Annotated in this window: 25 protein-coding genes and 1 pseudogene; 10 read left to right on the top strand and 16 right to left on the bottom strand. The window is 65.3% G+C overall.

Annotated features, from left to right (window positions below; all coding sequences use genetic code 11):
- Positions 1–47: 47 nt before the first annotated feature.
- From BLV07_RS32800 to BLV07_RS32760, 9 genes are all read right to left on the bottom strand, one after another.
- Positions 48–800, bottom strand: a complete 753-nt coding sequence (locus tag BLV07_RS32800) for a P-loop NTPase family protein (protein WP_091894228.1) — start codon at positions 798–800, stop codon at positions 48–50.
- A 195-nt stretch (positions 801–995) separates the two neighbouring features.
- Positions 996–2,249, bottom strand: a complete 1,254-nt coding sequence (locus BLV07_RS32795) for a M48 family metallopeptidase (RefSeq protein WP_091894226.1) — start codon at positions 2,247–2,249, stop codon at positions 996–998.
- Positions 2,250–2,282: 33 nt separating this feature from the next.
- A complete protein-coding gene (locus BLV07_RS32790; protein ID WP_091894224.1) occupies positions 2,283–2,843 on the bottom strand; it encodes a LemA family protein in 561 nt (186 codons plus the stop codon).
- Positions 2,844–2,981: 138 nt separating this feature from the next.
- Positions 2,982–3,959 carry a small ribosomal subunit Rsm22 family protein gene (locus BLV07_RS32785; RefSeq protein WP_091894222.1) on the bottom strand — a complete coding sequence of 326 codons (978 nt, stop codon included), beginning with the start codon at positions 3,957–3,959 and terminating at the stop codon, positions 2,982–2,984.
- Positions 3,960–4,151: 192 nt separating this feature from the next.
- Positions 4,152–7,616, bottom strand: a complete 3,465-nt coding sequence (smc, locus tag BLV07_RS32780; RefSeq protein WP_091894220.1) for a chromosome segregation protein SMC — start codon at positions 7,614–7,616, stop codon at positions 4,152–4,154.
- 216 nt (positions 7,617–7,832) lie between these two features.
- Positions 7,833–8,504 (bottom strand): DsbA family protein, encoded by a 672-nt coding sequence (locus BLV07_RS32775; protein ID WP_091894218.1) that lies wholly within the window; start codon positions 8,502–8,504, stop codon positions 7,833–7,835.
- Positions 8,505–8,642: 138 nt separating this feature from the next.
- On the bottom strand, positions 8,643–9,134 hold the full coding sequence (locus BLV07_RS32770; RefSeq protein ID WP_091894216.1) for a DUF721 domain-containing protein: 492 nt from the start codon (positions 9,132–9,134) through the stop codon (positions 8,643–8,645).
- A 10-nt stretch (positions 9,135–9,144) separates the two neighbouring features.
- Positions 9,145–9,468, bottom strand: coding sequence for a HigA family addiction module antitoxin (locus BLV07_RS32765; RefSeq protein ID WP_091894214.1), 324 nt, complete (start codon positions 9,466–9,468; stop codon positions 9,145–9,147).
- Positions 9,440–9,724: a type II toxin-antitoxin system RelE/ParE family toxin gene (locus BLV07_RS32760; RefSeq protein WP_091894212.1), complete on the bottom strand. Its 285-nt coding sequence runs from the start codon at positions 9,722–9,724 to the stop codon at positions 9,440–9,442. Before BLV07_RS32760 ends, BLV07_RS32765 begins: the two co-directional genes overlap by 29 nt.
- Before the next feature lie 83 nt (positions 9,725–9,807).
- Between BLV07_RS32760 and mutY the strand changes: the two genes are divergently transcribed.
- Entirely contained in the window at positions 9,808–10,905 is a 1,098-nt protein-coding gene (mutY, locus tag BLV07_RS32755) for an A/G-specific adenine glycosylase (protein WP_091894210.1), read from the top strand.
- 69 nt (positions 10,906–10,974) lie between these two features.
- Entirely contained in the window at positions 10,975–11,394 is a 420-nt protein-coding gene (locus BLV07_RS32750; RefSeq protein WP_091894207.1) for a PaaI family thioesterase, read from the top strand.
- A 187-nt stretch (positions 11,395–11,581) separates the two neighbouring features.
- On the opposite strand, the gene BLV07_RS32745 is transcribed toward BLV07_RS32750, so the two are convergent.
- On the bottom strand, positions 11,582–12,859 hold the full coding sequence (locus BLV07_RS32745) for a flavin-dependent oxidoreductase (protein ID WP_091894205.1): 1,278 nt from the start codon (positions 12,857–12,859) through the stop codon (positions 11,582–11,584).
- 128 nt (positions 12,860–12,987) lie between these two features.
- Between BLV07_RS32745 and BLV07_RS32740 the strand changes: the two genes are divergently transcribed.
- Positions 12,988–13,608, top strand: coding sequence for a glutathione S-transferase family protein (locus tag BLV07_RS32740; protein ID WP_091894202.1), 621 nt, complete (start codon positions 12,988–12,990; stop codon positions 13,606–13,608).
- Between the two features lie 96 nt (positions 13,609–13,704).
- On the opposite strand, the gene BLV07_RS32735 is transcribed toward BLV07_RS32740, so the two are convergent.
- Positions 13,705–14,628 carry a LysR family transcriptional regulator gene (locus tag BLV07_RS32735; RefSeq protein ID WP_091894200.1) on the bottom strand — a complete coding sequence of 308 codons (924 nt, stop codon included), beginning with the start codon at positions 14,626–14,628 and terminating at the stop codon, positions 13,705–13,707.
- 91 nt (positions 14,629–14,719) lie between these two features.
- On the opposite strand from BLV07_RS32735, the gene BLV07_RS32730 reads away from it, so the two are divergent.
- The 3 genes from BLV07_RS32730 (at position 14,720) to BLV07_RS32720 (ending at position 17,610) form a co-directional block, all read left to right on the top strand.
- A complete protein-coding gene (locus BLV07_RS32730) occupies positions 14,720–15,163 on the top strand; it encodes a nuclear transport factor 2 family protein (protein WP_176945911.1) in 444 nt (147 codons plus the stop codon).
- Between the two features lie 53 nt (positions 15,164–15,216).
- Positions 15,217–15,384 carry a YjiS-like domain-containing protein gene (locus BLV07_RS49805; protein ID WP_091894196.1) on the top strand — a complete coding sequence of 56 codons (168 nt, stop codon included), beginning with the start codon at positions 15,217–15,219 and terminating at the stop codon, positions 15,382–15,384.
- Between the two features lie 216 nt (positions 15,385–15,600).
- Positions 15,601–17,610 carry a HAMP domain-containing methyl-accepting chemotaxis protein gene (locus tag BLV07_RS32720; protein WP_176945910.1) on the top strand — a complete coding sequence of 670 codons (2,010 nt, stop codon included), beginning with the start codon at positions 15,601–15,603 and terminating at the stop codon, positions 17,608–17,610.
- Between the two features lie 58 nt (positions 17,611–17,668).
- Here the strand turns inward: BLV07_RS32720 and BLV07_RS32715 are convergent, their stop codons facing one another.
- From BLV07_RS32715 to BLV07_RS32705, 3 genes are all read right to left on the bottom strand, one after another.
- Positions 17,669–18,355 (bottom strand): glutathione S-transferase family protein, encoded by a 687-nt coding sequence (locus tag BLV07_RS32715; protein ID WP_091894192.1) that lies wholly within the window; start codon positions 18,353–18,355, stop codon positions 17,669–17,671.
- 130 nt (positions 18,356–18,485) lie between these two features.
- A complete protein-coding gene (locus tag BLV07_RS32710) occupies positions 18,486–18,812 on the bottom strand; it encodes a hypothetical protein (protein WP_091894190.1) in 327 nt (108 codons plus the stop codon).
- 172 nt (positions 18,813–18,984) lie between these two features.
- The gene (locus BLV07_RS32705; protein WP_091894188.1) at positions 18,985–20,115 is read right to left on the bottom strand and encodes a site-specific DNA-methyltransferase; all 1,131 of its coding nucleotides are present in this window, start codon (positions 20,113–20,115) and stop codon (positions 18,985–18,987) included.
- A gap of 420 nt (positions 20,116–20,535) precedes the next feature.
- Here BLV07_RS32705 and ypfJ point away from each other — a divergent pair, with 420 nt between their 5' ends.
- Both ypfJ and moaB read left to right on the top strand, forming a co-directional pair.
- Entirely contained in the window at positions 20,536–21,477 is a 942-nt protein-coding gene (gene ypfJ, locus BLV07_RS32700) for a KPN_02809 family neutral zinc metallopeptidase (RefSeq protein ID WP_091894186.1), read from the top strand.
- 182 nt (positions 21,478–21,659) lie between these two features.
- Positions 21,660–22,223 carry a molybdenum cofactor biosynthesis protein B gene (gene moaB / locus BLV07_RS32695; RefSeq protein ID WP_091894184.1) on the top strand — a complete coding sequence of 188 codons (564 nt, stop codon included), beginning with the start codon at positions 21,660–21,662 and terminating at the stop codon, positions 22,221–22,223.
- A 251-nt stretch (positions 22,224–22,474) separates the two neighbouring features.
- On the opposite strand, the gene BLV07_RS32690 is transcribed toward moaB, so the two are convergent.
- Both BLV07_RS32690 and BLV07_RS32685 read right to left on the bottom strand, forming a co-directional pair.
- Complete coding sequence (locus tag BLV07_RS32690) at positions 22,475–23,404, bottom strand: bifunctional helix-turn-helix transcriptional regulator/GNAT family N-acetyltransferase (protein WP_091894182.1); 930 nt, start codon at positions 23,402–23,404, stop codon at positions 22,475–22,477.
- 62 nt (positions 23,405–23,466) lie between these two features.
- Positions 23,467–24,042 carry a glycosyltransferase family protein gene (locus tag BLV07_RS32685; protein ID WP_091894180.1) on the bottom strand — a complete coding sequence of 192 codons (576 nt, stop codon included), beginning with the start codon at positions 24,040–24,042 and terminating at the stop codon, positions 23,467–23,469.
- Positions 24,043–24,373: 331 nt separating this feature from the next.
- Between BLV07_RS32685 and BLV07_RS32680 the strand changes: the two genes are divergently transcribed.
- The gene (locus tag BLV07_RS32680) at positions 24,374–25,213 is read left to right on the top strand and encodes an RMD1 family protein (protein WP_091894177.1); all 840 of its coding nucleotides are present in this window, start codon (positions 24,374–24,376) and stop codon (positions 25,211–25,213) included.
- A 332-nt stretch (positions 25,214–25,545) separates the two neighbouring features.
- A pseudogene (locus BLV07_RS32675) lies at positions 25,546–25,811 on the top strand (IS110 family transposase); the annotation flags it as partial.

Genomic DNA, 25,811 nt, shown 5'->3' with positions numbered 1-25,811 from the left:
GAGCGAACTTGTCGCCCAATCCAGCCGTATCAGCCCTGCTTGCGCAACTATTTTTCGCTGTTGCGGGTGACGGGTTTCGAACCGACGATGTCGGTCAGCCGGATCCGGTCGAACTCGCTCCAGACGTTCGCGAGCCAATGCCGGACATAGCCGCGCAGCACGAACGAATAGTTCGCGGCGTCGTCGTTCATGCCCTTGTTGGCGACGAATTTCAGGAACGGGACGGAGGAGACCTCGACCTGCTCATAGGCCATTTCGTTGAGCTTGGGGATCGTCAGCTCGGTCGCGTCCTTGATGCGGTGGAAGTAGGAATTGTAGGTCGACTGGTCCCATTGGAAGAACTGGGTGTCGTTGATGAAGTTCTTGACCAGGAAGTATTTTGCGCCGGCCATGAAACCCGCGGTCTCGGCGATCTCGTCCAGCGAGGCGATCGAGGGTCCTAGGATGTGGAACACCGCGAAGGTGATCTGGCCGGCCTTGGCGGCGTCGAGGAAACCGATGTCGCGCAGTGACGCCAGTGCCGGCGAGAGCAGGCCGGCGCGGACGTCGATCACGGTCACCGACGGGCTCGCCGCGTTGAGCGTGTCGAAGATCTTCATCTGGTCGGCCGTCGTCATCATGTCGACGATCTCGGTGATGTCGGGGTGGAAGCGCTTCAGCGTTCCGCGCGGCGACTCCGTGTCGAACGCACGCGTCGGCACGTTGTTGGCGGAAAAATAATCGAGCAAGGTACGCGACACCGTGGTCTTGCCGACCCCGCCCTTGTCCGCGCCCACCACAACCACTGCCGGCTTTGCCATTGCTGTCCCCTAACGCGCGCCCCCGATCGCGAGGTTGCAATCGGCCGGGCCCCAAATCGATGTCCCAAGTCTGCTGTTGGGCGCGAACATGGCAGAAACAAGGGAGAATTCAATTCCGTAGACCCCAGTTACGGCAATTCCCGAGGTTTTTCCCAATCACGGTGAAACTCGCCGCGTGTGGCGGGAATCAGGTGCTCAATGGCGGCCCCAAGGACCGGTGGAGTTACCCATAGAATTACCCATTGGATTGCCCGCCGGGGTGCTGGGGGCGGTTCCGGAGGGACTGGGTGCGGGTGCGGATACGGGCGGCGGGCGGGCCGATCCGTCGGCGTCATCCCACGGGCCATGGCGCAGCGGCGGCGGGGCGTCCTGCCGGTCGGCTTGCGCCCCCGGCTCTTCCGTCTCCTCCGCGAGCGTCGGCAGGGGACCTGGGTCGCGGCCGCCGCCAAACTTGACCAGCGCGTCGACCCGGGACTGCACCGAGGGATGGGTCGCGAACAGATCGGCAAAGCCCTCGCGCGGGTTGTCGACGCAGAGCTCCATCACCGCCGAGGTCGCGCCCGGCAGCTCGCCGCGGCCCTCGATCTTGCGCAGCGCCGAGATCATGGCGTCGGGGTCTTTCGTCAGCTCGACCGAGCCGGCGTCGGCGAGATATTCGCGCGACCGCGACAGCGCGAGCTTGACCACCTGCGACAGCAGCCAGGCCAGCACGATCAGCACGACCGCGATGATGATCACGATGATTGCGCCGCCGCCGGAGCTCTTGCTGTCGCTCGACGACGAGGACGACCGCGACGACGAGGAGGAGCCTGAGGACCACGAGCCGCCGGAGCTGGGGCTCCAGTCAAAGCTCGTGAACAGGCGGAAGAACAATTCGCCGAAGAAGCCGACCACGCCGGCGATGATGACGGCGACCACCATGAGCTGCACGTCGCCATTCTTGATGTGGGTCAGCTCGTGGCCCAGCACTGCCTCGATCTCCTTGTCGTTCAGCGCATCGAGGAGACCGGTGGTGACGGTGATGGAATATTGCCGCGGATTGAGGCCGGTCGCGAACGCGTTCAGCGCCGGGCTCTCCATGATCTTCAGCTTCGGCATGGTGATGCCGCGCGAGATGCAGAGGTTTTCGAGCAGGTTGTAGAGCCGCGGCTCCTCCTGCCGCGTGACGTCGTGGCCGCCGGTCACGGCGTCGATCATCGACTGGTGGAAGAAATAAGCGATCGCGATCCAGGCGATCGCCGCCATGGTCGCGAACGGTGCGGCCTTGAGCAGGTCGGCGAAGGCGCGGCTCAGATAGTAGGCCACCGTGCCATTGCCGTTGATGACGACTTCGGCCACCAGCGCGCCGGCATAGACCAGCACGTAGACCAGCATGAACAGGCCGGCGAGCAGCAGCATCGAACGAAACTTGTTCGAGGCGATGTGCGTGTAGAGACCATACGCGGCCATGACGCGGGTGCCCTGCCGACCTATCGGCTCAAATCAGAACTTCACCTGCGGCGCCGCCTCGACCTCGGTGCGGCTGGTGCCGAGATCGAAGAACTCCTTCCTCGTGAAGCCGAACATGCCGGCGAACAGCGCGGCGGGCATCTGCTGGATGCCGGTGTTATATTCCTGGACCGCATTGTTGAAGAAGCGGCGGCTCGCCGCGATCTTGTTCTCGAGGTCGGAGAGTTCGGATGCCAGCTGCTGGAAATTGGCGTTGGCCTTGAGGTCGGGATAGGCTTCCGACAGCGCGATCAGCCGGCCGAGCGCGCCGGACAGCTGGTTCTCGGCCGCGGATACCTGCGCCGGTCCCTGCGCCGACATTGCCGAATTGCGCGCCTTGATGACGTCGTCGAGCGTGCCGCGCTCATGCGAGGCATAGCCCTTCACGGTCTCGACCAGGTTCGGGATCAGGTCGTGGCGCTGCTTGAGCTGCACGTCGATGTCGGCAAAGGCCTGGCCGACGCGCTGGCTCAGCGCCACCAGGCGGTTGTAGGCGCTGAAGGCGAACAGCACGAGGACGACGATGACGCCGAGAACGATCCAGCCGGTCGACATGGAGAACTCCTGAAGGGGGAAGAAGGCGGGCGCTAGGGTAGACCAAATTGGCGCGAAGCGAGAGCCCGGCGCAGAGGGGAGGTAAGGCTTGGTCGGATCAGGAACCACCCAAGTTCAAGGCCAAAGTGCCGGACGAGGTTAACTTTCGGACATGATCGCATCGCCCCAGCGCCAGCGCCGGGCGTCCGCATAGGCGGGCTTGTCGCGTCGTGGGACTTTCGCCAGCGCGACCCCAGCCTCGGTACAGAGCTTTGCATTGATCTCGGCCTTGCCGACATCAGGCGGCGCCAGCACGCGCGCGGCGCGGCTTCTAGGCGGCGTGCGGGTCAGGGCGACGTAGATGAAGCGCTCGTCCTCGAATGGCACCTCGGCGCCCTTGATCTGCCGGTGCGCCTGCGAGCGCGGCAGGCGTTGGCTGAAATGGCACCAGTCGGGCGCGATGAGCGGGCACGGTTTTTCGTGTGGGCAGGGTGCGGCGACGTAGGCGCCTGCCGCGATCAGCTGCTGGCGCAGGGCGAGGATGCGCGCGTAGCCGGCTGGCGTACCGGGCTCGATCACCACCAGCGCGTGGCGCGCTTTCGCCCACATCGCGTCCGCGAGCTTGCGCTGGTCGCCTTCGTTGAGCTCGCCGATGATGTAGCTGGCAACGACGAGATCGGCTTGCGAGGCCTCGGCGAGGTTACCGCCGGCATCCCCTGGCAGATAGCGGCACTCCGCCAGCCGCGTGCTGTCCCGTGCCAGTTCGAGCGCCAGCCGGCTCAGGGAGGCGTTGGCGTCGAGTAGGGTGAAGTCTTGCAGCGAAGGAAACGCCTCGGCAGCGGCCCAGCTGGCGGTGCCCGGACCAGCGCCGACGTCCAGTAATGTTTCCGGTGCGAAGCCCGGCGCGATCTCGGTCAGCGCATTCAGGCTTGCGGCGACGGCCGCGTAGGTCGCCGGCATGCGCGCCAGCGCGTAGGCGAGGGCATCGGCCTCCGACTTGATCGTGCCGGAGCCGCCGCCGGCGCGATAGGTGGTCGAGATTTTCTGCGATCGTTGTGCGGCGTCGGTGCGCGAGAAGCCCTGGAGCTTGGCGTCGAGGGCGGCTTTGAGTTCGGCGGGGAGGGTGGGTGCGATCATCTTCCGCGGTCATGCCCGGCGCAGGCGGGGCATCCAGTACTCCGAGACAGTGCCGTTCGACCGAGATGCCGCGGCGTACTGGATCATCCGCTCCAGTGCGCAATTTGCACACAAGGCGGATGATGACGTCAATGGTTGTGGCGCGAGATTCCGGGTTCTTGCTTTGCGAGCCCCGGAATGACGGCAGAGATATCACGCCACGTTCTGGTCGAGAATGTCCACGGCCTCTGCGAGGCTCACCGACACCAGCTGCGAGACGCCGCGCTCGGCCATGGTGACGCCGAACAGCCGGTTCATCCGTGCCATCGTGATCGGATTGTGCGTGATGATGATGAAGCGCGTGTCGGTCGAGCCGGTCATCTCGTGCAGCAGGTTGCAGTACCGTTCGACGTTGTGGTCGTCGAGCGGTGCGTCGACTTCGTCCAGCACGCAGATCGGCGAGGGGTTGGTGAGGAACACCGCAAAGATCAGCGCCATCGCGGTCAGCGCCTGCTCGCCGCCCGAGAGCAGGGACAGCGTCTGCGGCTTCTTGCCCGGCGGCTTGGCGATGATTTCGAGACCGGCTTCCAGCGGGTCGTCGCTCTCGATCAGGTGCAGCGCGGCCTCGCCGCCGCCGAACAGCTCGACGAACAGGCGCTTGAAGTGGTTGTTGACGATCTCGAACGAGGTCAGGAGCCGCTCGCGCGCTTCCTTGTTGAGGCTCTGGATGCCTTGGCGCAGCCGCTTGATGGCCTCGACCAAGTCGTCGCGCTCGGTGACGAGGCCGGTGTGCTGGGTCTCGACCTCGCGCAGCTCTTCCTCGGCGCGCAGGTTGACTGCGCCCAGGCGCTCGCGGTCGCGGCGCATCTTTTCGAGGTCTTCTTCGATGTCGTGCAGCGGCGGCAGCTCGGCGCCCGGCTCGATCTCGGCAAGGCCGGCGACGGCCTGCGGCTCGACTTCGAGCATGTCGCGGATCTCGCGCTCGATGTCCTCGAGCCGGCGCCGCGCGCTTTCCATGCGCTCCTCGGCGCGGGCGGTGGCCTCGCGGGCGCTGGAGAGCGCCTCTAACGTCAGCTTCGCGACGCGGTCGGTCTCGGCCATCGCGGATTCCGCGGTGGCGAGCGCGTCGGCGGCCATGCGGCGATCGTTCTCGGCGTATTCGATCTCGGTGATCAGCGCGCTGCGCTTCTCGGCGAACACGGCCGGTGCGTTTTCGAGCTCGCTGCGCTCGATCGTCAGTTCGGCGATGCGGGCCTGGATGGTATCGATGTGGGAGGCCGCGCTCTCCTTGCGGTTCTGCCACTCGGTGCGCTCGGCCAGGATCGCCTGCACGCGGCGGTCGGCGAGCTCCGCCTCGCGGGCCAGCGCCTGCGCCTCGGCGCGGACCTGGGCGGCGATGCGGCGATGGGCTTCGATGTCGCTGCGGACGGCGGCGAGACGGGTCTCGGTGTCCTCGCTCGACGGCAGCTCGGAGATGCCGGCCTCGGCGTATTCGTAGGCGGCCTCGGCCTCGGCGCGGTCGGCGGCGAGGCGGCTGTGCGCTTCCGACAGCGTCGCCTTGCGTGCGGCGTGGCGGCTGATCTCGCGCTCGGCACCAGCGTGGCGCTCGCGGGCGACGTTGAGCTCGCGCTGCGCGGCACGCCAGGCTTCGCGGCTGGCGCCTTCGGTGCTGGCCGCCATCTGCAGTTCGGACTCGGCGTTCTCCAGCGCCTGGCGCTTGATCTGCGCGTCGATGCGGGCCTGCTCCAGCTCGTTCTCGATGTCGACGAGGCGGGCGCGTTCGGCAAGCCGCCGCGCGGCGCCGGTCGGTGCGTGGGCCGCAGCGACAAAGCCGTCCCAGCGCCAGACGTCGCCCTCGGGCGAGACCAGCCGTTGGCCGGTCTTGAGCTGCGAGACCAGCTCGGCGCCGCGCTCGCGCGGCACCACGCCGATCTGCGCCAGGCGTCGCGCCAGCTCGGCGGGCGCCTGCACGTGGTTGGCGAGCGGCACGACGCCTTCGGGCAGCTCCGGATCGCCGTCGGTGACGCCGGCATTGGTCCAGCGCATCGGCGCCGACGGATCGACCGGCGCGTCGAGGTCGTCGCCGAGCGCAGCGCCGATGGCCTTCTCAAAACCCTTGTCGACGGTGATGCCGTCGATGATCGGCGGCCACAGATTCTTGGTCTCGCCGTTGACGATCTTGGAGATCGTGCGCGCCTCGGTCTCGAGCCGCTGCACGCGCTTGTCGGCTTCGACCAGCGGCGAGCGCGAGGATTCCAGCGTCTGCCGCGCGGCGACATGGGCGGCTTCGCTCGCCTGCGCTGCGGCTTCGGAAGCTGCCAGCGTCTGCTCCGCGGTCTCGACCAGGGCGGTCAGCTCGTCGAGATCGCCGAAGCCGCCGGTCTCCTGCGCAAGCTTCTGCTCTTCCGCCGCGACACTCGCGATCTCCTGGTCGAGCCGGGCGAGCTTGTCGCGATGGGTGCGGACATTGGCTTCAAGCTGGTTGCGCTTGGCGGTGAGGTCGGCGAGCGCGGTGGTGAGCTCGGCGAAGCGCTGCTCGGTTTCGGTCAGCACCGCCTCGGCTTCCGCGACGCGCTCGTCGACGCCGGAGCGCTTCTCGACGCGCGACTTGATCTCTTCCTTCAGCTCGGCGTCCTCAGTGTCAAGGCGCTGCAGCGCGACATCGGCGTCCATGGTCTGCTGCTGGGCGCGCGAGATGTCGCCCTCGAACTGGGCGAGACGGCGCTCGAGCTCGGCGACGCGCTCCTTGGCGCGCTCTTCCTCGCGGTCGAGCTGCTCGCGGGCATTGGTGAGGCGCTGCAGCCCGGCCGCGGCGCGCGCTTCGGCATCGCGCAGCGCCGGCATCTCGGCGGCGCGAATGGCTTGGATGCGGGCGGCTTCGGCCTGGTGCTGGGTGCGCTCGGCCATCTCGCGGACCGCGAGATCATGCGTCTGGCCGGACTCGTTGACGTCGACGTGGGCGCCGATCCAGCGCAGGTGGAACAGCGTGGCTTCGGCCTTGCGCACCTTGGCCGCGACCTCGCGGTAGCGCACGGCCTGGCGGGCCTGCTTCTTCAGGCCTTCCATCTGGCCGGAGAGCTGGCCGATCACGTCCTCGACGCGGGTGAGGTTGGTTTCGGCCGCCTTCAGCCGCAGCTCGGCCTCGTGACGGCGGGCGTGCAGGCCGGCGACACCGGCGGCGTCTTCCAGCACGCGGCGGCGCTGCTCGGGCTTGGCCTGGATGATTTCGCCGATCTTGCCCTGGTGGACGAGCGCCGGCGAGCGCGCGCCGGTGGCGGCGTCGGCGAACAGGATCTGCACGTCGCGGGCACGCACGTCGCGGCCGTTGATGCGATAGACCGAGCCGGCCTCACGCTCGATGCGGCGGGAGATTTCCAGAAGCTGGCTGTCGTTCATCGCCGCCGGCGCGGTGCGATCGGCATTGTCGATCGTCATCGTCACTTCGGCGTGGTTGCGTGCGGGACGGTTGCCGGAGCCGGCGAAGATCACCGCGTCCATGTCGGCGGCGCGCAGCGACTTGTACGAGGTCTCACCCATCGCCCAGCGCAGCGCCTCGACGAGATTCGACTTGCCGCAGCCATTGGGTCCGACCACGCCGGTCAGGCCGGGCTCGATAACGAAGTCCGTGGGCTCAACGAAGGACTTGAAACCGTGAAGGCGCAGGCGGGTGATTTTCATAAGCACGCATCTCTGTTGGCAGGCGCAAATCCCCTGCCGGGACAATACCATGGAAGGCGTTGTCGCTGTCTGGGCGAGTCGCGCGAGGCGGCTCGTGCGGCGGACAATGGCCGCGGTGCGCCGCGAGGGCAACCGGCGAAAGCCGTTTTTCCCAAGGGATTTATGCCGGGAATGATACGGCTTTAGATGCGCGAATCAGGATTGTGGCGTTGCGAATCAGCTCTTCAGCAGCGGATTGATCTTCTTGGCGAACTCCTCGAACGAGGCCTCGCCCTTGATCTTCTCGCCGTTGATGAAGAAGGTCGGCGTCGAATCCACCTTCAGAACGTCGCTGGCGTATTTCTGGTCCGCGGCGATCTTGTCGAGCAGCGACTGGTCCTTCAGGCAGGCCTCGACCTGCTGCTGGGTGAGGCCGGCCTGCTTGCCGATCCGCGTCAGGGTCTCGGTGGTGTTCTTCATCACCCAGTCGCTCTGCTGGCGGAACAGCATGTCGGTGACGGCGAAATATTTCGGCGCGTCGTCCTTGGCGATGCAGCGCGACAGCATCGAGCCGGCGGCGGCTTTGATGTCGAGCGGGAACTCGCGGAAGATGTAACGCACCTTGCCGGTGTCGATGTATTCCTTCTTGATCTTGGGGAACACCTGCTCGTTGAAGGCCGCGCAGTGCGGGCAGGTCATCGAGGCGTATTCGGTGATGGTGACGGCGGCATCCTTCGGGCCGAGCGCCATGTCGGGCAACGACACCGGCTTGGCCACATCCGCGGCGGATTGCGCCATTGCTTCAGGGATCATGGCCTCGGAGATGAACCGCAGCGGCGAGAGCCCGGCGAGCGCGGCAAGCCCGGTCAGCGACAGCATCGTGGTGAAGGCGCGGCGGGTGATGATCAAGGTCGGCTCCCGGATTGGCAAGGTGTCGCCCCAGGGGTCTATCGAGTTCCCGCTCGGGCGGCCTGTCGCTAGCTTGAAACGTCGTTTGAGGCAATGGCGAGCGGCAAGTCAGGGTCCAGATTAGCGGCGGAATAAGGCTCAATTTCGCTTGATGGCGGCCCCGAGCCGCGCCAGCGCGGTCTTGAGTTGTTCATCTTCGATATCGCCCAGGCTCTCCGCCACCGTGGCCACCGCTTTGGGATCCGGCGGGCCGGGCCGCACCCGCCGCCGGGCGCGCGACAGGGGGGCCTGGCGGAAGGCCAGCTTGCCGACCGCGCTCCAGCCGAAGAAGCGGTTGACCCGTTCCAGGATCACATCGGCCGAATGCTGGATCTCCAGCGCCATCGGCCCTTCGACCCGCAGCACCAGCGTCGCCGGCTCCTGCGGCTGGCCCTCCACCGGCCGCGGCCATTGCATCTTCAAGGGCTCGGCATGGGCCGCGAACTCCGGCCCGGCGATCTCCGCCCACCGCGTCACCAGCTCGCGCGCCGCAAAACCCTGCTTGGCATAGGCCTCGGCAAAGACGTCGTTGAGCAGGAGCGACAGCGGCTTGGCGCTGATGGGACCGGGCTTGGGAGGGAATTTGGACATCGGGCCAGAACTACGCTGCCGCGCGGGGACGGATGGCCTTGAGGTCGCGGTCGATCTCGCGCCGCCGCTGCATCAGATCGTAATCCATCTGGAGTCCCAGGAAAAAGCCCTCCGACAAACCAAAATAGCGGGCGAGCCGCAGGTCGGTGTCAGCCGTGATGTCACGTTTGCCCAGGACGATCTCGTTGATCCGCCGTGGCGGCACATGAACGGCGCGCGCCAACGCGTTCTGGCTGATATCCATCGGTTTCAAGAACTCCTCAAGCAGGATTTCGCCCGGATGAGGATTGCGGAGGAGCCCGTTCCTAGCCGTGGTAGTCGACGATTTCGACATCTCTTGGTCCTCCGTCCTCCCAAACAAAGCAGATGCGCCACTGATCATTGATCCGGATCGAATGCTGACCTTGCCGGTCGGCCTTCAGGGCTTCGAGCCGGTTGCCCGGGGGAACCCTGAGGTCCGCCAACACCCGCGCTTGATTCAACAAACGCAGTTTTCTCAAGGCTGCATTTTGAATGTCGGGCGGCAGTTTCCTGCTTCGTCGCCCGGACCAGATCAACTCTGTCTCGGAGTCGGCGAAGCTCTGGATCATGCTTGTGTATAACGCAAGGCGTTATAGCGCGCAACGGTCCGGTCGCGCTGGCCACACGCGGAATCCTCATTTAGTAAAGGCGAATGTCCTCCACGACCGCGCGCAAGAAGGAACGAGGCACGACGGCGAACACCTCGGTTCGTCCTGCATTGCTGCTCGCCTGGTACGACCGCCACCGCCGCCGACTGCCCTGGCGGGCTGCGCCCGGCGAGGCATCGGACCCTTACCGCGTCTGGCTGTCGGAGATCATGCTCCAGCAAACGACGGTGAAGGCGGTCGGGCCTTACTTCGAAAAATTCGTCGCGCGCTGGCCTGACGTCACGGCGCTGGGCCGGGCCTCGCTCGACGACGTGCTGCGGATGTGGGCCGGGCTCGGCTACTACTCGCGGGCACGCAACCTCCACGCCTGCGCGGTCGCGGTGACGCGCGAGCATGGCGGCCTCTTTCCCGACACCGAGGAAGGCCTGCGCGCGCTGCCGGGCATCGGGCCGTACACCGCGGCTGCGATTGCGGCGATCGCGTTCGACCGCCGCACCATGCCGGTCGACGGCAATATCGAACGGATGGTCTCGCGCCTGTTCGCGGTCGAGGAAGAGCTGCCGCAAGCAAAGCCGCTGATCCAGCAGCTGGCCGCGACGCTGCTGGCGGACTCCCGGGCCGGCGACAGCGCGCAGGCGCTGATGGACCTCGGCGCCTCGATCTGCACGCCGAAGAAGCCGGCCTGCTCGCTGTGTCCGCTGAGCGAGGATTGCATCGCGCGTGCGCAGGGCACGCAGGAAACATTTCCGCGCAAGGCGCCGAAGAAGAGCGGAACGCTCCGCCGCGGCGCTGCCTTCGTCGTCACGCGCGGCGATGAGCTGCTCGTCCGCTCAAGACCGGAAAAGGGCCTGCTCGGCGGCATGACCGAAGTCCCCGGCTCGGATTGGCTCGCCGGCCAGGACGATGCGGCGGCGAAGCTGCAGGCGCCGGAGCTGAAGGGGCTGACGCGCTGGCAGCGCAAGGTGGGCGTCGTCACCCACGTCTTCACGCATTTTCCGCTGGAGCTGATCGTCTACACGGCGAAGGCGGAGGTCCGCACCCGCGCGCCCGAGGGCATGCGCTGGGTGCCGATCGCCACGCTTGCCGGCGAAGCGCTCCCCAACCTCATGCGCAAGGTGATCGCGCATGGATTGGATCTCTAGCGCCCACCCTGCTGACATCATGCTGGCAGCAGGCCTGCGTTATCCCCTTCGACGGCAACGGAGGTTCGTATGGTCAAGACTGCGCTGGACAACTTTCGAAAGCCGCCCTGTGCCGAGCTATTGGGCTGGCGCCTGCTCGATGCCCGCCCGCAGGAGGGCTGGATCAAGCTCGGCTTCGAGGGCAAGCCGGAGTTCTGCAATCCAGCAGGCTTCATCCAGGGCGGCATGCTCTCGGCCATGCTCGACGACACGATGGGCCCGGCCGTGCTGGTGATGAGCGAGGGCCGGCTCTACACCACCACTATCAGCATGACCGTGAATTTCCTCAGCCCCGCAAAGCCCGGCCCGATCATCGGCGAGGCCAGGGTGACGCAGCTCGGCAAGACCATTGCGTTCGTCGAGGGCAAGCTGATGGCGGAGGACGGCACCGTGCTGGCGACGGCGAGCGCCAGCGAGCGGCTGCTGGAGGCGGCGAGGGTGGTGAAGTGAGGTGTGCACCGCTCTCTCACTCCCTCGCCCCGTTCTTACGGGGAGAGGGTTGGGGTGAGGGGCTTCTCTCCACACGGGAGATTGTCGAGAGACCTGTACCCCCTCACCCGGATTGCATCTTCGATGCAATCCGACCTCTCCCCGCAAGCGGGGCGAGGTGAAGAGGAGCCCGCAGCGAAATGATGGGCTAACTCACTCGCCTCGCATCCTTACCCACGATCGCTGGCTTCGCATTCAGCGCTTCCACCTGGAAGCCCGCGACGCGCTTGTAGTTGGCGGCGATGTCTTCCAGCTCCTGCTGCGACAGCACGTCGGTGACGACCTCAAAGCCATCGGGTGCGCGCTCCTCGACCAGCTGCATCACCTGCTCGGGGCCGTTCTTGCGGTTGAGCAGGACGAGGTCGGTGGTCGCGGGCCGCCGCTCGGCCTCATAGGCGAGCAGCGCGGCTTCCGTCGGTCCATGCGCCAGGATTTCGCGCGTGATGACACGGGCATCGAGAATCGCCTGCGAGGCGCCGTTCGATCCGATCGGGTACATCGGATGTGCGGCATCGCCCATCAGCGTGATGCGGCCAAACGTCCATTGCGACACCGGATCGCGGTCGACCAGCGGATATTCATAGGCGTGCGGGCAGTTCTTGATCAGGCCGGGCACGTCGAGCCAGTCGAACTGCCAGCTCTCGAACCAGGGCAGAAACTCCTCCAGCCGCGCGGTGCGGTTATAGTCCTCGCGGCGCCATTGATAGGTTGGCGGCATGTGGCGCTCGGCCACCCAATTGATGAGGTGATTGCCCGCCGCATCCGGCTCTTTCGAGATCGGGTAGCAGACGAATTTCAGGATCTCGTGACCGGCCATGATCATGGTGCGGCCGCTGAGGAAGGCCTTCGCAGGCGTGACGCCGCGCCAGAGGATGCGGCCGTTCCAGATCGGCGCGCCTTCGCCCGGGTACAGCTTTTCGCGCGCGGCGGAATGGATGCCGTCGGCGGCGATCAGGATCGCGCCGTCGTACGTCCCCGCAGCCCTGCCGGTCGCCTTGTCGATGAAATCGGCGCGCACGCCTCCCGCCGTCTCGGTCCAGCCGGTCAGATGATGGCTGGTGAGAATGTTCTCGCGGCCGAGCCGCTCGACCGCAGTGTCGAGCAGGAGCTGCTGGAGCGTGCCGCGATGGATCGAGAATTGCGGCCATTTGTAGCCGGCCTCCAGCCCGCGCGGCTCGCTCCAGATCGGCTTGCCGTGCTTGGAGAAATAGGCGAGCTCGCGGGTGCGCACGCCGCTGGCATCCAGCTTGTCCATCAGTCCGAGCTCGATCAGCTCGCGCACCGCATGCGGCAGCACGTTGATGCCGACGCCAAGCGGCTTTAATTCCGCGACGCTCTCGAACACTTTTACGGGAACGCCGATTCCGTGCAGGCTGAGCGCAAGCGTCAGCCCGCCGATGCCGCCACCGGCGATGAGTACCGTCATGACAAAACCCCTCCGACTGCGGGCGTCTTGGCATAGGCGGGCGGCGATGGGCAACTGCGAAGAGGGGCTCGTGCTATGGACCTGACGGCCGACAGCCGCTAATTTCCAGCTTTCCTAGGAGGTCCGACATGCTCAAGCTCTATTACGCCACCGGCACCTGCGCGCTCGCCACCTACATCACCCTGGAGGAGGTTGGCGCCGACTACACGGCCGAGCGGCTGAGCTTCAAGGACAACCAGCAGAACAGTCCGGACTATCTCGCGATCAACCCGAAGGGCCGCGTGCCGGCCCTGGTGACCGATCGCGGGATCCTGACCGAGACGCCGGCGATGCTGGCTTATATCGCGCAGACCTTTCCCAAAGCGAAGCTCGCGCCGCTCGACGATCCCTTCGATTTCGCCCAGGTGCAGTCGTTCAACTCCTATCTCTGCTCGACCGTGCACATCAACCATGCCCACAAGATGCGCGGCGCGCGCTGGGCGACGCAGGAGAGCTCGTTCGCCGACATGAAGGCGATGGTCCCGAAGACAATGGGCGCCTGCTTCTCCCTGATCGAGCAGAAGATGTTCAAGGGACCCTGGGTGATGGGTGAGCAGTTCACGATCTGCGATCCCTATCTCTATACGCTTTCGACCTGGCTCGAAGGCGACAGCGTCGACATCAATGCGACGCCGAAGATCGCAGATCATTTCAAGCGCATGTCGGATCGGCCCGCGGTCCGCAAGGTGATGGACGCGCAGAAGGCGTAAGAGCGCTTGTAGGGTGGGCAAAGGCGCGAAGTGCCGTGCCCACCATCTTCCCACGATTGCAATATAGAGCGGTGGGCACTCTTTGCTTTGCCCACCCTACGAGAGCTTGCGCTTGGCTTGCTCCAACTCCCGTCCCGTCGCCAGCATCAGCCGCCGCAGCCAGATCGAGCCGGGGTCCATCTGCGCGCGCGTCGGATGGAACATGAACTGCTCGTCGATCCCGGGGTCGAGCGGCGGCGTCACAGTGACGAGGCCGAGCTGCTTCGACAGCGCCGCGATCAGCCGGCGTGGCACGAAGGCGACGAGGTCGGTGCGGGCGGCGACGTGCAGCGCTTCGAGATAGCCTGCCACCACCAATGAGATGTGCCGCTCGATGCCCTTGCTGCGCAGCCAGGTGTCGATCAGGTCCTCAGCGCTGCCGCGGATGATGACGCCGACATGGCGCGCGGCCAGGAACGTTTCGCGCCGCGTCAGCTTCGCAGCCATCGGATGGCCGCGCCGCACCGCCAGCGCGTCGCTGTCGGTGTAAAGCAGCTGGCGGTGAAAGCCCTTGAAGGCGTTGCCGATCGAGATCACGAGGTCGATGGTGCGGGCGAACTCGGCGTGGAAGATCGCAGATCCCCGCCACGGCACGATTTCGATGCGGACGTTGGGCGCAAGGCGCGTCACCTTCTCCATCAACGGCGGCATCAACAGCTCGACCGCCAGATCCGGCATCATCAGGCGAAATTGCCGTTCGCTGCGCGCCGCGTCGAAATCCTCCGGCACGAACAACCCGCGCACCTGGTCGAGCGCGTGGGCCAGCGGGGCGCGGAGCGCCTCGGCCCGGGGCGTCAGCTCCATCCGCGCGCCGGTGCGCACCAGGAGCGGATCGCCAAAGATGTCGCGCAGGCGCTGGAGCGCATGGCTCGCCGCCGGCTGCGACAGGCCGATCCGAAGTGCGGCGCGGCTGACATTGGCCTCGCGCAGCAGTGCGTCGAGGGCGGTCAGCAGGTTGAGGTCAAGCGAATTCAAATTCATGAGATGAATAGATATCATATCCGCTATCGATTTGAAGAATTCTCGTTGAGCGGCGATGTTCTCTGTGTTGCCACCAAACGGAGATGCCGCCATGAGCGCGAGCGCCAACAAGAAACTGATGCAGGATATCTTTGCCGCTGCCGCCAACCCTGATCCCGCCGCGCGCGATCGTGCGCTGTTCGCCGCGAGCCTTGCCGACGATGCCAAATGGGTCGTGACCGGCCAGTATTCCTGGTCGCGCACCTTTGCGGGCAAGGAGGCGATCCTCAACGATCTGCACGGCTATGTCCGCACCCGCCTGCGTGACCGCACGCGTACGGTCGCCCACCGCTTCATTGCCGATGGCGACATCGTCGTGGTGGAAGCCAAGGGCGACAACGTCACGCCCGAAGGCGTCCGTTACGACAACGACTATTGTCTCGTGTTTCGCCTGGAGGACGGCAAGATCAAGGAGATCCGGGAATATTGCGACTCGGTCCTGACCGAGAGGGCGCTCGGTCCTTTTCCGCAAGCGGGCGCGGGGGCTGCGAGCTGACGAACTTGAGCCGCGTCACGTCCGTCGGCCGATCTCGTCCGTCAGAGCCCGTGATGATCGTGCGGGCCTGGCAGGCGCTGGTCGAGATGATCCGGATCAGACGCGAGCGGTCTCGGGCACGGTGTCAGCTCGCCGCCATGACCGAACGGGAGCTGCAGGACTGTGGGATGACCCGGGCGGAGATTGCGTACGAGTTGGAGAAGCCTGTCCGGCGGAAGTAGGGAGCGGGAGCAACTGCCGACAAAATCAGCAGGTTTTGTCGGCGCTGCCGCGGCACTGCGCGAACAATTGGAAGGTTCAATTAACGAGTGTCCCCCATTGTGTCGCGGTGCAGCGTGAGTCGCAAAGACGCGACACGCGGCTGCCGGGGTGGCCGGTGACGATCGCCGGAATCGTTCGGCCGCTCGAAGTGAAATGCATCTGGGTGGACAGTGGGAATGCCGAAGTTTCGTTTGCGGATCAGGGGACGCCTGTACGCAGGCTTCATGGCCCTCGTGGCGGTCGGTCTGGTGATGGCGGTGGTCGCCGTCTGGAATTTGCGGGCGGTGCAGGATCAGGTCGCAAGACAATCCGCGCTCTCGGACAGCACGGCGCGGGTGCTGGAGATATCGACCCATCTTCAGGCGATCCAGCGCGCCAATCTGCGTTACGTCTACGACGCCAACGAACCCGCGATGAAAGAGGCGCAAGAGCGGGAGACCGCGGCGACCGAGCTGTTGCAGGTCGGGGCGAAGGGCACGCTCTCGGAGGAGCGGCGAGCGCTCTACAACGGCCTCATCGGCGACATCGCCAAGATGCGACGCCTGCGTGACAATCTCGGGGATGCCGTCAACGAGGCGAGAACGGGCAAGGCGACGCTGCTGCCGAGCGGGGAGGAGCTGGCCGTCAAGATGGGCAAGCTGGTCGATGCGGCGCGCGCCGCCGCCGATGAAGACACCGCGGCCCTGGTCGCCGACCTCGAATCCAGGATCCTCCTTGTCCGGGTCGCAAACTGGCGTTTCCTGGCCCTGCGCGACGCGCAGGGACCGGCGAATTTCAGGGCGAGTGTGGACAGGGCTGCGCAACGGCTCGCAGCGATCGAGAAAAGCCCGCAGGCCGCGGACTTGCGCGCCACGCTCGCGCCGGTGAAGACCTCACTTGGAATCTACAAATCCGCGTTCGAGACCACATCGGCCGCGATGCTTCAGGCCGATGAGATCTATCACAAGAACCTCGCGCCCCTCATCGTCGAGAGCATCGGCAAACTCAAGGCCGCAGAAACGACGCTGAAGAAGGACTATCAGGAATCGCGCAACCATGCCGCAGCCGTGATCGCCGGCACGACGACCGTTCAGGAGATCGCCGGCGGTCTCGCCATCCTGTTCGGCGGCATCGTCGCCTTCCTGATCGCCCGTAGCATCGTCGGTCCCCTGACCTCGATGACGCGTGCGATGGGGCGGCTTGCCGGCGGTGATCTAGAGATCGAGATTCCCGGGCGCGGGAAGGCCGACGAGACCGGCGACATGGCCAAGGCGATCCAGGTGTTCAAGGACAACATGATCGACACCGAGCGCATGCGCGCCGAGCAGGCCGAGCTCGAGGCGCGGCAGGCCGAGAGCCGCAAGAAAGACATGGTCAGGCTCGCCGACCAATTCGAGCAGGCTGTCGGCGAGATCGTCAACACCGTGTCGTCGGCGTCGAACGAGCTGGAAGCCTCCGCCGGCACGCTGACCACGACCGCCTCGCGGGCCCAGGATCTGTCGACCGAAGTGGCATCCGCGTCGCAGGAAGCCACCGCCAACGTGCAGGCGGTCGCCTCGGCCACCGAGGAGCTGTCCTCCTCGGTGAGCGAGATCGCCCGCCAGGTGCAGGAATCCGCGCGGATTGCGGGCGAGGCCGTCGGGCAGGCCAGCAGGACCAATGACCGCGTCGGCGAACTCTCCAAGGCGGCCGCCCGGATCGGCGACGTGGTCGAGCTGATCAGCACCATCGCCGGCCAGACCAATCTCCTCGCGCTCAATGCCACTATTGAGGCCGCGCGCGCGGGCGAAGCCGGCCGCGGCTTTGCCGTGGTCGCCTCCGAGGTCAAGGCGCTCGCGGAGCAGACGGCGAGGGCGACCGGCGAGATCGGCCAGCAGATCGCCAACATCCAGGCCGCCACCGAGCAATCGGTTGGCGCCATCAGGGAGATCAGCGGCACCATCGAGCGGCTGTCGGAGATTTCCTCAGCGGTCGCCGCCGCCGTGGAAGAGCAGGGCGCCGCCACGCAGGAAATCTCGCGCAACGTGCAGCAGGCCGCTCACGGGACCCAGCGCGTCTCGACCAATATCGGCGACGTGCAGCGCGGGGCCTCCGAGACCGGCTCGGCCTCATCGCAGGTGCTCTCGGCGGCGCGCTCGCTGTCAGCCGACAGCAACCGCTTGAAGGTCGAAGTCGCCAGGTTCCTGGAGACGGTTCACGCCGCCTGAGCTTTAAAAGCAAGAGGCCACGCGCATGCGCGTGGCCTCCAAGAGCGGCGTGGCGCGATCAGGCCGCTTTCGTTTTCATGTGCTTGAACATGTTGGCTCTCGCCTCCTCATCCATCTCGGCCTTGAAGGTGAACTTGTCCTTCAAGGCGATCGCGCGCGCCGCCGCGGGCCGCGCCGAGATCTCGTCCACCAGTCGCTTCACGTTCGGGTATCGCGCGAAGGCGTCGTCGCCGAGCTTGAACGGCACCATCCGCGCCCAGCCCCACAGCGCCATGTCGACGATCGAATAGTCGTCGCCGACCATGTAGCGGCGGCCTTTGAGGTGACCGTCGAGAACCCTGTAGTGGCGATCGGTCTCGTACTGGTAGCGGTTATGGGCGTAGTCGTGGTTCTGGTCCTTCGGCGCAAAATGCTTGAAGTGCACGGCCTGACCCGAATAGGGCCCGACGCCGGTCGCGATGAACATCAGCCACGACAGCGTCTCGCCGCGCACGCTGGCGGCAGGCAGGAATTTTCCGGTCTTCTCGGCGAGATAGAGCAGGATGGCGTTCGAGTCGAACACGATGGTGCCATTGTCATCGATCGCCGGCACCTTGCCGTTCGGATTGATCTTGAGGAACTCCGACGAGAACTGCTCGCCCTTGCGGGTGTCGACCGCGACCGGCTCGAAGGGCAGGCCGGACTCTTCGAGATAAAGCGCGACCTTGGTCGGGTTCGGCGATCCGTTGAAATAGAACTTGAGCATCGATCATCTCCCCAGGGGGTTGTTGCCGAGAGCGAGCGCAGCATCATTGCAGCGAGGCCGCTTGTCTTGCCCGAACCTTTCGGAAGCGCAACCGGCGAGTTTGCCGGGCGGTATCTGCGCGCAGCGCAGATCAGGCGGCGTAACAAAGACCGATCGCCGCCGTAATGATCATCGCCGCGCCGACCGCTTCCAGGCGCAGGCCGAGTCGCGTGGCGAGATGCATATCGGACGCCCGCGCCTTGCGCTCCGTTCCGCGCGCGTAACCGTGCACGATGACGTCGTGATTGAAATTGTCGTGGGCCTCGTTGCTGCTGGCGAGCCCGACGCAGACCACAAGCACGCCGAACAAGGCGAGGCCGAAAAATCCCAAGAGCGCGATCAGGAACATCGGAAACATGCCGAGCAGGAAGATCGGCAGCAGCGGCACCAGCAGCAATGTCTCGGACTGTCGTCGCATGGGAGGACCGGTCGGGACGAGACTGATCGGGCGAATCTAGTCCTGGCGGGGGCGGCTTTCAAGAAGCCGTAGGGTGGGCAAAGGCGCGAAGCGCCGTGCCCACCGGGTCCTAGACGGCATTCAAGATGGTGGGCACGCTTCGCTTTGCCCACCCTACGAGATCACGATCGGATTACTCCGCCGCCATGCCGGCGCGGATCTCCGCGCGCAGCTCGTCGATCAGCTTGAGACCTTTCTTGGTCTCGACGTGCCAGAAGGTCCAGCCGTTGCAGGCGGCCGAGCCTTGCGCCACGGCGCCGATGCGGTGGATCGAGCCGACCTTGTCGCCGAACATGATGGCGCCGTCGGCGCGCACGAGAGCGCCGAGCTTCTTCTTAGAGTCGAACAGTTTCGTGCCGGGCATGATCATGCCGCGCTCGATCAGCTCGGAGAACGCGACCCGCGGCGCCTCGCGCGCGGTCATAAATGGGGCGAGGCTCTGTTCCGGCAGCGGCTCGACCGCCGCGATGCGGGCTTCGGCTGCCTTCGCATAGGTCTTGTCACGCTCGAAGCCGATATAGGAGCGGCCGAGACGCTTTGCGACCGCGCCGGTGGTACCGGTGCCGTTGAAAGGATCGATCACGAGATCGCCGGGCTTGGATGAGGACAGCAGCACACGCGCGAGCAGGCCCTCCGGCTTCTGCGTCGGATGAACTTTCTTGCCGTCGGCACCCTTGAGGCGCTCCTCGCCGGTACAGAGCGGGATCAGCCAGTCGGAACGCGCCTGCACGTCCTCGTTCGCGGCTTTCAGGGCCTCGTAGTTGAACGTGTAGCCCCTGGCCTTCTCGTCGCGCGCGGCCCAGATCATGGTCTCGTGCGCGTTGGTGAAACGGCGGCCGCGGAAATTCGGCATCGGGTTGGTCTTGCGCCAGACGATGTCGTTCAGGAGCCAGAAGCCGAGGTCCTGCATGATGGCGCCGACGCGGAAGATGTTGTGATAGGAGCCGATCACCCAGATCGTCGCCGACGGCTTCATCGCGCGGCGGGCGGCAAGCAGCCAGGCGCGGGTGAAATCGTCATAGGCTGAGAACGAATCGAACTTGTCCCATTCGTCGTCGACGGCATCGACATGGGATTCGTCGGGACGCTTGAGATCGCCCTTGAGCTGAAGATTGTAGGGCGGATCGGCGAACACGAGGTCGACCGAACCGGCCTGAAGCTTCGACATCTCGGCGACGCAATCGCCGAGGATGATGCGATGCGAAGGGGACTCAAAATTTGTGCGGGGCGCCCTTGCAGACGCCCCGCGACGCGACTCTACCATGACTCAAGAACTCTGACTCAGGCGACGCTGTCGGCGACGCGGGACCAAACAACCGACTGACCGTTACATTGAAGCGGCAAAGTAAAAATCGACTTAACCCGCCGCTTTCGTGAGCAGCCTCCGCATCGCGCCTCGTGTGCGGGACGTTGCGCGCATTCGCCGCGTTTTACAGTGCATTTCGTGCTTCTTCGCCTCACGCGAGCAGTCGAGGCTTCAGAAAAGATCCAAATTTCTCTCGGAAAAAATTGCTCGACCCTCGGAAAAAATTGCTGGCATCGGCATGGTGTCGCACTAGGCAATTTTTGCCGACCACGATATTGATAAACGCAACGGAAATTTTACCTGTGTGGCGCGTTGAGCTTGGCGCTCATGCGCCCGACGAAGCCGACGATACCAGGGACCCCCAGGGGAAAGGCCGCCATGCGTTACGATGACTTCCGCCGCAGCGACGACATCGAGGATCGTCGCGACGAAGGTGGTGGGTTTGGCGGCGGCGGAGGAGGCGGGTTCGGGCTGCCGATGGGCGGCGGCGGGCTCGGCATCGGCACCATCATCATCCTCGGCCTGGTCGGCTACGCCTTCGGCATCGACCCGCGCATCCTGATCGGCGGTGCCGAGATCCTCACCGGCGGCGGCCATGCGCCGACCTACCAGACCGACCGCCAGGCCTCCTCCGGTAAGCGCGGCGCACCGACCGACGAGATGGGCAGCATGATCTCCGGCATTCTCGGCGAGATCGACGATCGCTGGAGCGAGATCTTCCAGGCCAGCGGCCAGTCCTATACCGGTCCGAAGATCGTACTGTTCCGCAACGCCACCAATGGCGGTCGCTGCGGCATGGCGCAATCGGCGATGGGGCCGTTCTATTGTCCGCCGGATCGCACCATCTTCCTCGACACCGGCTTCTTCCGAGAGGTTGAGACGCGCTTCCGCGGCTGCTCCGGCAAGTCCGCCTGTAACTTCACCACCGCCTACATCATTGCGCATGAGGCCGGCCATCACATCCAGAACCTGCTCGGCATCATTCCGCGCGTGACGCGGCTGCAGCAGCAGGCCGGCAGCAAGGCCGAGGCGAATGCGCTTCAGGTGAAGGTGGAATTGCAGGCCGACTGCCTGTCCGGCGTCTGGGTCAACCGCGAGGCCAAGAAGCGCCCGAACTTCCTGGAGCCCGGCGACATCGACGCCGCGCTGACCACGGCGAGCGCGATCGGCGACGATACGCTCCAGCGCCAGGCGACGGGCCGCGTCGTGCCCGATTCCTTCACCCATGGCTCGGCGGCGCAACGCAAGCAGTGGTTCATGACCGGCTACCAGCAGGGCTCGGTGCAGGCCTGCAACACGTTCGGCGCCGGGGCGTTGTAACGAAGGCTTCGTGCCCCGGACGCAGCGCGGCACGAATTATGTTGCGCGGTTGCGCTTCTGAGGATTCAGAAGTAGTGGCGTCATCCTGAGGTGCTCGCCGCTTCGGCGAGCCTCGAAGGATGGCGGAGCCCGTGGTCCATCCTTCTCAGGACGGCGCTGGGCGGGATAGAAGGTGCGATACAATGGCCTCCATCGACGAGACAAAGCAATTCATCCCGCTCAACATCGCGGTGCTCACCGTATCAGACACGCGAGTCCTCGCCGACGACAAGTCGGGCCAGACGCTGGCCGACCGTCTCCTGGCTGCCGGCCATAAGCTCGCCGCGCGTGAGATCGTCACCGACGACGTCGAGGCGATCCGCAACGTGATCCGCCGCTGGATCGCGGATGCCGGCATCGACGTCGTCATCACCACCGGCGGCACCGGCTTCACCGGGCGCGACGTCACGCCGGAGGCGATCGAGCCGCTGTTCGAGAAGCGCATGGATGGTTTCTCGATCGCGTTCCATATGCTGAGCCACGCCAAGATCGGCGCGTCGACGATCCAGAGCCGCGCCACTGCGGGCGTCGCGGGCGCAACCTACATCTTCTGCCTGCCAGGTTCGCCCGGCGCCTGCCGCGACGGCTGGGACGGCATCTTGGCTGCCCAGCTCGACTACCGCACGCGGCCCTGCAATTTCGTCGAGATCATGCCAAGGCTGGATGAGCATCTGCGGAGACCGAAGGCGCAAGGCGCGACGGTGTGATTGCGGTTGCTTTGACGCTCTCTCCGCTGAGCTAGGCGCGGACCTCTTCCCCTCTCCCCTTGCGGGAGAGGGTGGATCGCCGCGGTAGCGGCGAGACGGGTGAGGGGTCTCTATCGGCACGGAGAGTTCGGAGACATACCCCTCACCCAAGCGAGTCTGTGTCTGCCAGCGTCGCCGCCCTCTCCCGCAAGGGGAGAGGGCACATCAACGTGCATCTCGCCGCAACGTGCATTTCTTCCGCAGCAAGCTCGTCAGAGATCCCGCTCCCAGGTCTCGCCGACCAGATCGACACCGAAGCTGTGGTGTTTCTCTTCCGTCACGAGCTTGAAGCCTGCACTTTGATAGATGCCGCGCGCGGCGACGAGGATGCTCTGCGTCCACAGCGTCATCTTGCTGTAGCCCCTTTCGCGTGCGCCTTGGATGCATTGCTCGACCAGCGCGCGGCCGATACCGAGCCCCCGCGCTTTCTTCTCCACCTGCAAGAGGCGCAGCTTGGCGATCTCATCCGTGGCCTTGACCAGAAAGATCGAGCCGACCGGCTCGCCACCTACTTCCGCGATCCAGCAGTGCTCGCGCGCGGCGTCGTAGTTCCTGATGAACTGTGCACAGATCTCGGCGACCAGCGCCTCGTAGCTGATATCCCAGTTGTAATCCGCGGCGTAGGCGGCGCCCTGTCGGGAGATGACCCAGCCCATGTCGCCGACGCGATGGCTGCGCAGCATGAAAGCCGCGGGCGGGCTTCGACGTTGCTCCAGCACAGCCTCGATGGTCGCCATCGCCTGCGTGAGCCGCGTTGCATCGCTGGCCGAGAGCTGAGCGAGCATGGCGGCAACGTCGTTTTGCGAGCCTAGGTTCAGCTTGGCGAAGGCCTGGCGGCCCTTGGCGGTGAGGCTGAGCTGGTATTGCCTGCGATCTGCGGGCAGGGGTCTTCGCGTGATCAGCCCCTTTTCGTCGAAGCTTTGCACGATGCGGCTGAGATAGCCGGGGTCGAGACCAAGCTCGTTTCCGATCTCTTTGGCTGCCAGGTCGTCGCGATGCGCGAGTTCATAGAGGACCCGGGCCTCGCTGAGCGAAAACGGGCTTTTTCCAAGGTGCTGGTCGAGCACACCAAGCTTGCGGGTATAGAAGCGGTTGAAGGCGCGGACCGCTGCGATGTGGTCGTCGGTAGCTTCAAAGGACATGGGTCACCTCGATACTTGCCATTGTCAAACAATTACTTGACTTTGGCAAGTATTTGGTGGCTTCAGCCGACCATGACGATCCGGCTGCGCAGCATGGTCCGGGACGAGCGGCCGAGCCGCCGGAGCAGCTTTGCCTCGGAACGGCGGGCCTGCGGCGGGTAGCCGCCGATCCGATCGTAATGATCACGCGCGATCAAAAGCCCCTGATCGCCGAGGGGACCGACGAGCTTGCGCGCCACGGCGCGGAAGATGTCGCCGAGCCCGGTGTCGGCGTAGGGTGAGCGCGCATAGCGAAACACTGCCGCTCGATCGCGGCCGCTGCTTGAGACGGCCTGGATGAACTGAGTGGTCTCCTCGATCCAGCCGGTTTCCAGCACCGCGCCGGCGGGGAGGAACATCAGCCACGGCGAACGGGCCTGAAGCGCGCCGGCGGCGCGCGCGGCCCCTTGCGAAGAGCCCTCGAAGCCGATGAAGCGGCAGCCTGCGACGTCGGCGACGCGCTCGATGACGCCATTGCGGGTGCCGTCGACCAGGAGCACTTCCCGGATGATGCCGGCCGCGGCGCCGGGGACGAGCGCGGCCAGCGTTGCGACTGCCGTCTGCTCGACGCCTTCGGTCGGAATGATGACGCTCAGCATGATTGAAGCTTCAATATCTGCACTTCGGAAGAAGCGTAGCTTTTCATGATGTTGTCATAAACACGTGGCGTTGCCGAGTGCAACTTTTCGGCGGGGCTTCGGCATGCAATGGTAAACTCGCAGCCAAATGTGTCGCGTGCGGGATGGTATTTTGGTCGAATATTTCGGCACAAGCTCGTCCGGTCCGTATTAACCCGGAGTCCGACGACGATATTGCGCAGCGCAGGGCAACCGTCCAAGGAGAGGATGGGCTGCAACCAACCGTCGAACGGGAACGATGTGCGACTTGGGTGCTGACTTGGGTGCTGATTGGTGCTGACGGAGGCTCTGCATGAATGCCGATCAACTCGCCGTCAACGCGACGGCAGCAACGCCGAAGCAGGACGCCGCGCCGACCCTGCGGGTTCGCGCGCTGATGCTGGGCGACCGCATCAATGCCTCCGGCCTCGAGATCGGCACGCTGGTGTCCTCGACGCCGGCTGCCTTCCGCGTCCACGCCGGACTTGTCGTGATTTTCCGCTACGGCGTCGTGGTGCTGATCGGACTTCTGCCCTCGGAGGAGAAGGTGCTGATCGACAGCTTGAAGCCGCGGGTGATCGGCGAGTTCAGTCCTCATGAGGAAGAGACCGCGCAGGCGCAGCTCTGCAAGGACGAGAACCTCGAGGCGATCCAGCCGGGCGGGCCGATCTGCCTCGCCAAATTCTCCGACGACCGGCTGCTCCTGATCGCGGATGCGCTCGCCAAGAGCACGTCGCTGGCGCGCGACGAGCGGCGCGTCGCGGCGGTCTTCGACGTGATCGAGCCGTTTGCGCGGGAGCTCGCCGAGCGCGGCCGTACGCCGCGCCGGCGCAAGGGTATTTTGCAGCTGATCGGCAATGCGCTTCTCGTCCAACAGCGTGTCGCGGGCCGTGTTGCTGTCGCCGAGAAACCCGACGTGCTCTGGGAGAAGCCCGAGCTCGACCGGCTCTACGCCCGTCTCGAGGACGAGTATGAGCTGAAGGAGCGCCTCGACACGCTCGAGCGCAAGCTCACAGCGGTGTCGGAGACCGCTAACGCCTTGACCGACATCATCGACACCCAGCGCTCGCTCCGCCTCGAAATCGCGATTGTGGTGCTGATCGTGATCGAGATCGCGATCGGATGCTTTCAGATATGGTCGGGCACGCATTAATAGCGAGCGACTGCGCATTGCAGTGCCCTCTCCCCTTGCGGGAGAGGGCAGCACCGCCAGGAGACACAAGCTCGCTCGGGTGAGGGGTTGTCTCCGCACGCTCGCCGGTGCGTTGTGATGCGCTGCTGTCGCCGCATTCTTCGTCATTGCGAGCGAAGCGAAGCAATCCAGAGTCCCGCCGCAGAGCCAGTCTGGATTCCTTCGCGGAGCCTGTCATCGGGCCGCGCTTCGCGCGGACCCGTCGGCTCGCAATGATGGGATGGACGGCCCCCGAACGGCATCGGTGTGCCAGACTGGTGATGTTGAGTCGAACCAGACAAAGGGAGCCGTCCATGACGAAGATTAGCACGATTGGGGTTGATCTGGCGAAGAACGTTTTTCAAGTCCACGGGATTGACGCGTCGGGAGCTGTGGTGGTGAGGCGCCAGCTCAAGCGAGCCTCGGTCGAGAAGTTTTTCGCACAGTTGCCGCCGTGCCTGGTGGGCATGGAGGCTTGCGGCAGCGCTCATCATTGGGCGCGCGTGATCGGCCGGTATGGCCACGAGGTGCGGTTGATGCCGCCGGCCTATGTGAAGCCCTACGTCAAGCGCAACAAGAA

Source organism: Bradyrhizobium sp. Rc2d (genome assembly GCF_900099855.1).
Taxonomy (GTDB): domain Bacteria; phylum Pseudomonadota; class Alphaproteobacteria; order Rhizobiales; family Xanthobacteraceae; genus Bradyrhizobium.
The sequence above is the reverse complement of the archived record's forward strand: the minus strand, read 5'-3'. Positions and strand labels throughout refer to the sequence as shown.

Bases quoted from the DNA above. Each gene is read 5' to 3' on its own strand.
- BLV07_RS32750 (WP_091894207.1), top strand. From the start codon at position 10,975: ATGGTCAAGACTGCGCTGGACAACTTTCGAAAGCCGCCCTGTGCCGAG.
- mutY (WP_091894210.1), top strand. From the start codon at position 9,808: ATGTCCTCCACGACCGCGCGCAAGAAGGAACGAGGCACGACGGCGAAC.
- BLV07_RS32800 (WP_091894228.1), bottom strand. From the start codon at position 800: ATGGCAAAGCCGGCAGTGGTTGTGGTGGGCGCGGACAAGGGCGGGGTC.
- BLV07_RS32730 (WP_176945911.1), top strand. From the start codon at position 14,720: ATGAGCGCGAGCGCCAACAAGAAACTGATGCAGGATATCTTTGCCGCT.
- BLV07_RS32740 (WP_091894202.1), top strand. From the start codon at position 12,988: ATGCTCAAGCTCTATTACGCCACCGGCACCTGCGCGCTCGCCACCTAC.
- ypfJ (WP_091894186.1), top strand. From the start codon at position 20,536: ATGCGTTACGATGACTTCCGCCGCAGCGACGACATCGAGGATCGTCGC.
- smc (WP_091894220.1), bottom strand. From the start codon at position 7,616: ATGAAAATCACCCGCCTGCGCCTTCACGGTTTCAAGTCCTTCGTTGAG.
- moaB (WP_091894184.1), top strand. From the start codon at position 21,660: ATGGCCTCCATCGACGAGACAAAGCAATTCATCCCGCTCAACATCGCG.
- BLV07_RS32680 (WP_091894177.1), top strand. From the start codon at position 24,374: ATGAATGCCGATCAACTCGCCGTCAACGCGACGGCAGCAACGCCGAAG.
- BLV07_RS32785 (WP_091894222.1), bottom strand. From the start codon at position 3,959: ATGATCGCACCCACCCTCCCCGCCGAACTCAAAGCCGCCCTCGACGCC.
- BLV07_RS32720 (WP_176945910.1), top strand. From the start codon at position 15,601: ATGCCGAAGTTTCGTTTGCGGATCAGGGGACGCCTGTACGCAGGCTTC.
- BLV07_RS32710 (WP_091894190.1), bottom strand. From the start codon at position 18,812: ATGCGACGACAGTCCGAGACATTGCTGCTGGTGCCGCTGCTGCCGATC.
- BLV07_RS32765 (WP_091894214.1), bottom strand. From the start codon at position 9,468: ATGTCGAAATCGTCGACTACCACGGCTAGGAACGGGCTCCTCCGCAAT.
- BLV07_RS32685 (WP_091894180.1), bottom strand. From the start codon at position 24,042: ATGCTGAGCGTCATCATTCCGACCGAAGGCGTCGAGCAGACGGCAGTC.
- BLV07_RS32705 (WP_091894188.1), bottom strand. From the start codon at position 20,115: ATGGTAGAGTCGCGTCGCGGGGCGTCTGCAAGGGCGCCCCGCACAAAT.
- BLV07_RS32745 (WP_091894205.1), bottom strand. From the start codon at position 12,859: ATGACGGTACTCATCGCCGGTGGCGGCATCGGCGGGCTGACGCTTGCG.
- BLV07_RS32770 (WP_091894216.1), bottom strand. From the start codon at position 9,134: ATGTCCAAATTCCCTCCCAAGCCCGGTCCCATCAGCGCCAAGCCGCTG.
- BLV07_RS32760 (WP_091894212.1), bottom strand. From the start codon at position 9,724: ATGATCCAGAGCTTCGCCGACTCCGAGACAGAGTTGATCTGGTCCGGG.
- BLV07_RS49805 (WP_091894196.1), top strand. From the start codon at position 15,217: ATGATCGTGCGGGCCTGGCAGGCGCTGGTCGAGATGATCCGGATCAGA.
- BLV07_RS32795 (WP_091894226.1), bottom strand. From the start codon at position 2,249: ATGGCCGCGTATGGTCTCTACACGCACATCGCCTCGAACAAGTTTCGT.
- BLV07_RS32790 (WP_091894224.1), bottom strand. From the start codon at position 2,843: ATGTCGACCGGCTGGATCGTTCTCGGCGTCATCGTCGTCCTCGTGCTG.
- BLV07_RS32715 (WP_091894192.1), bottom strand. From the start codon at position 18,355: ATGCTCAAGTTCTATTTCAACGGATCGCCGAACCCGACCAAGGTCGCG.
- BLV07_RS32735 (WP_091894200.1), bottom strand. From the start codon at position 14,628: ATGAATTTGAATTCGCTTGACCTCAACCTGCTGACCGCCCTCGACGCA.
- BLV07_RS32690 (WP_091894182.1), bottom strand. From the start codon at position 23,404: ATGTCCTTTGAAGCTACCGACGACCACATCGCAGCGGTCCGCGCCTTC.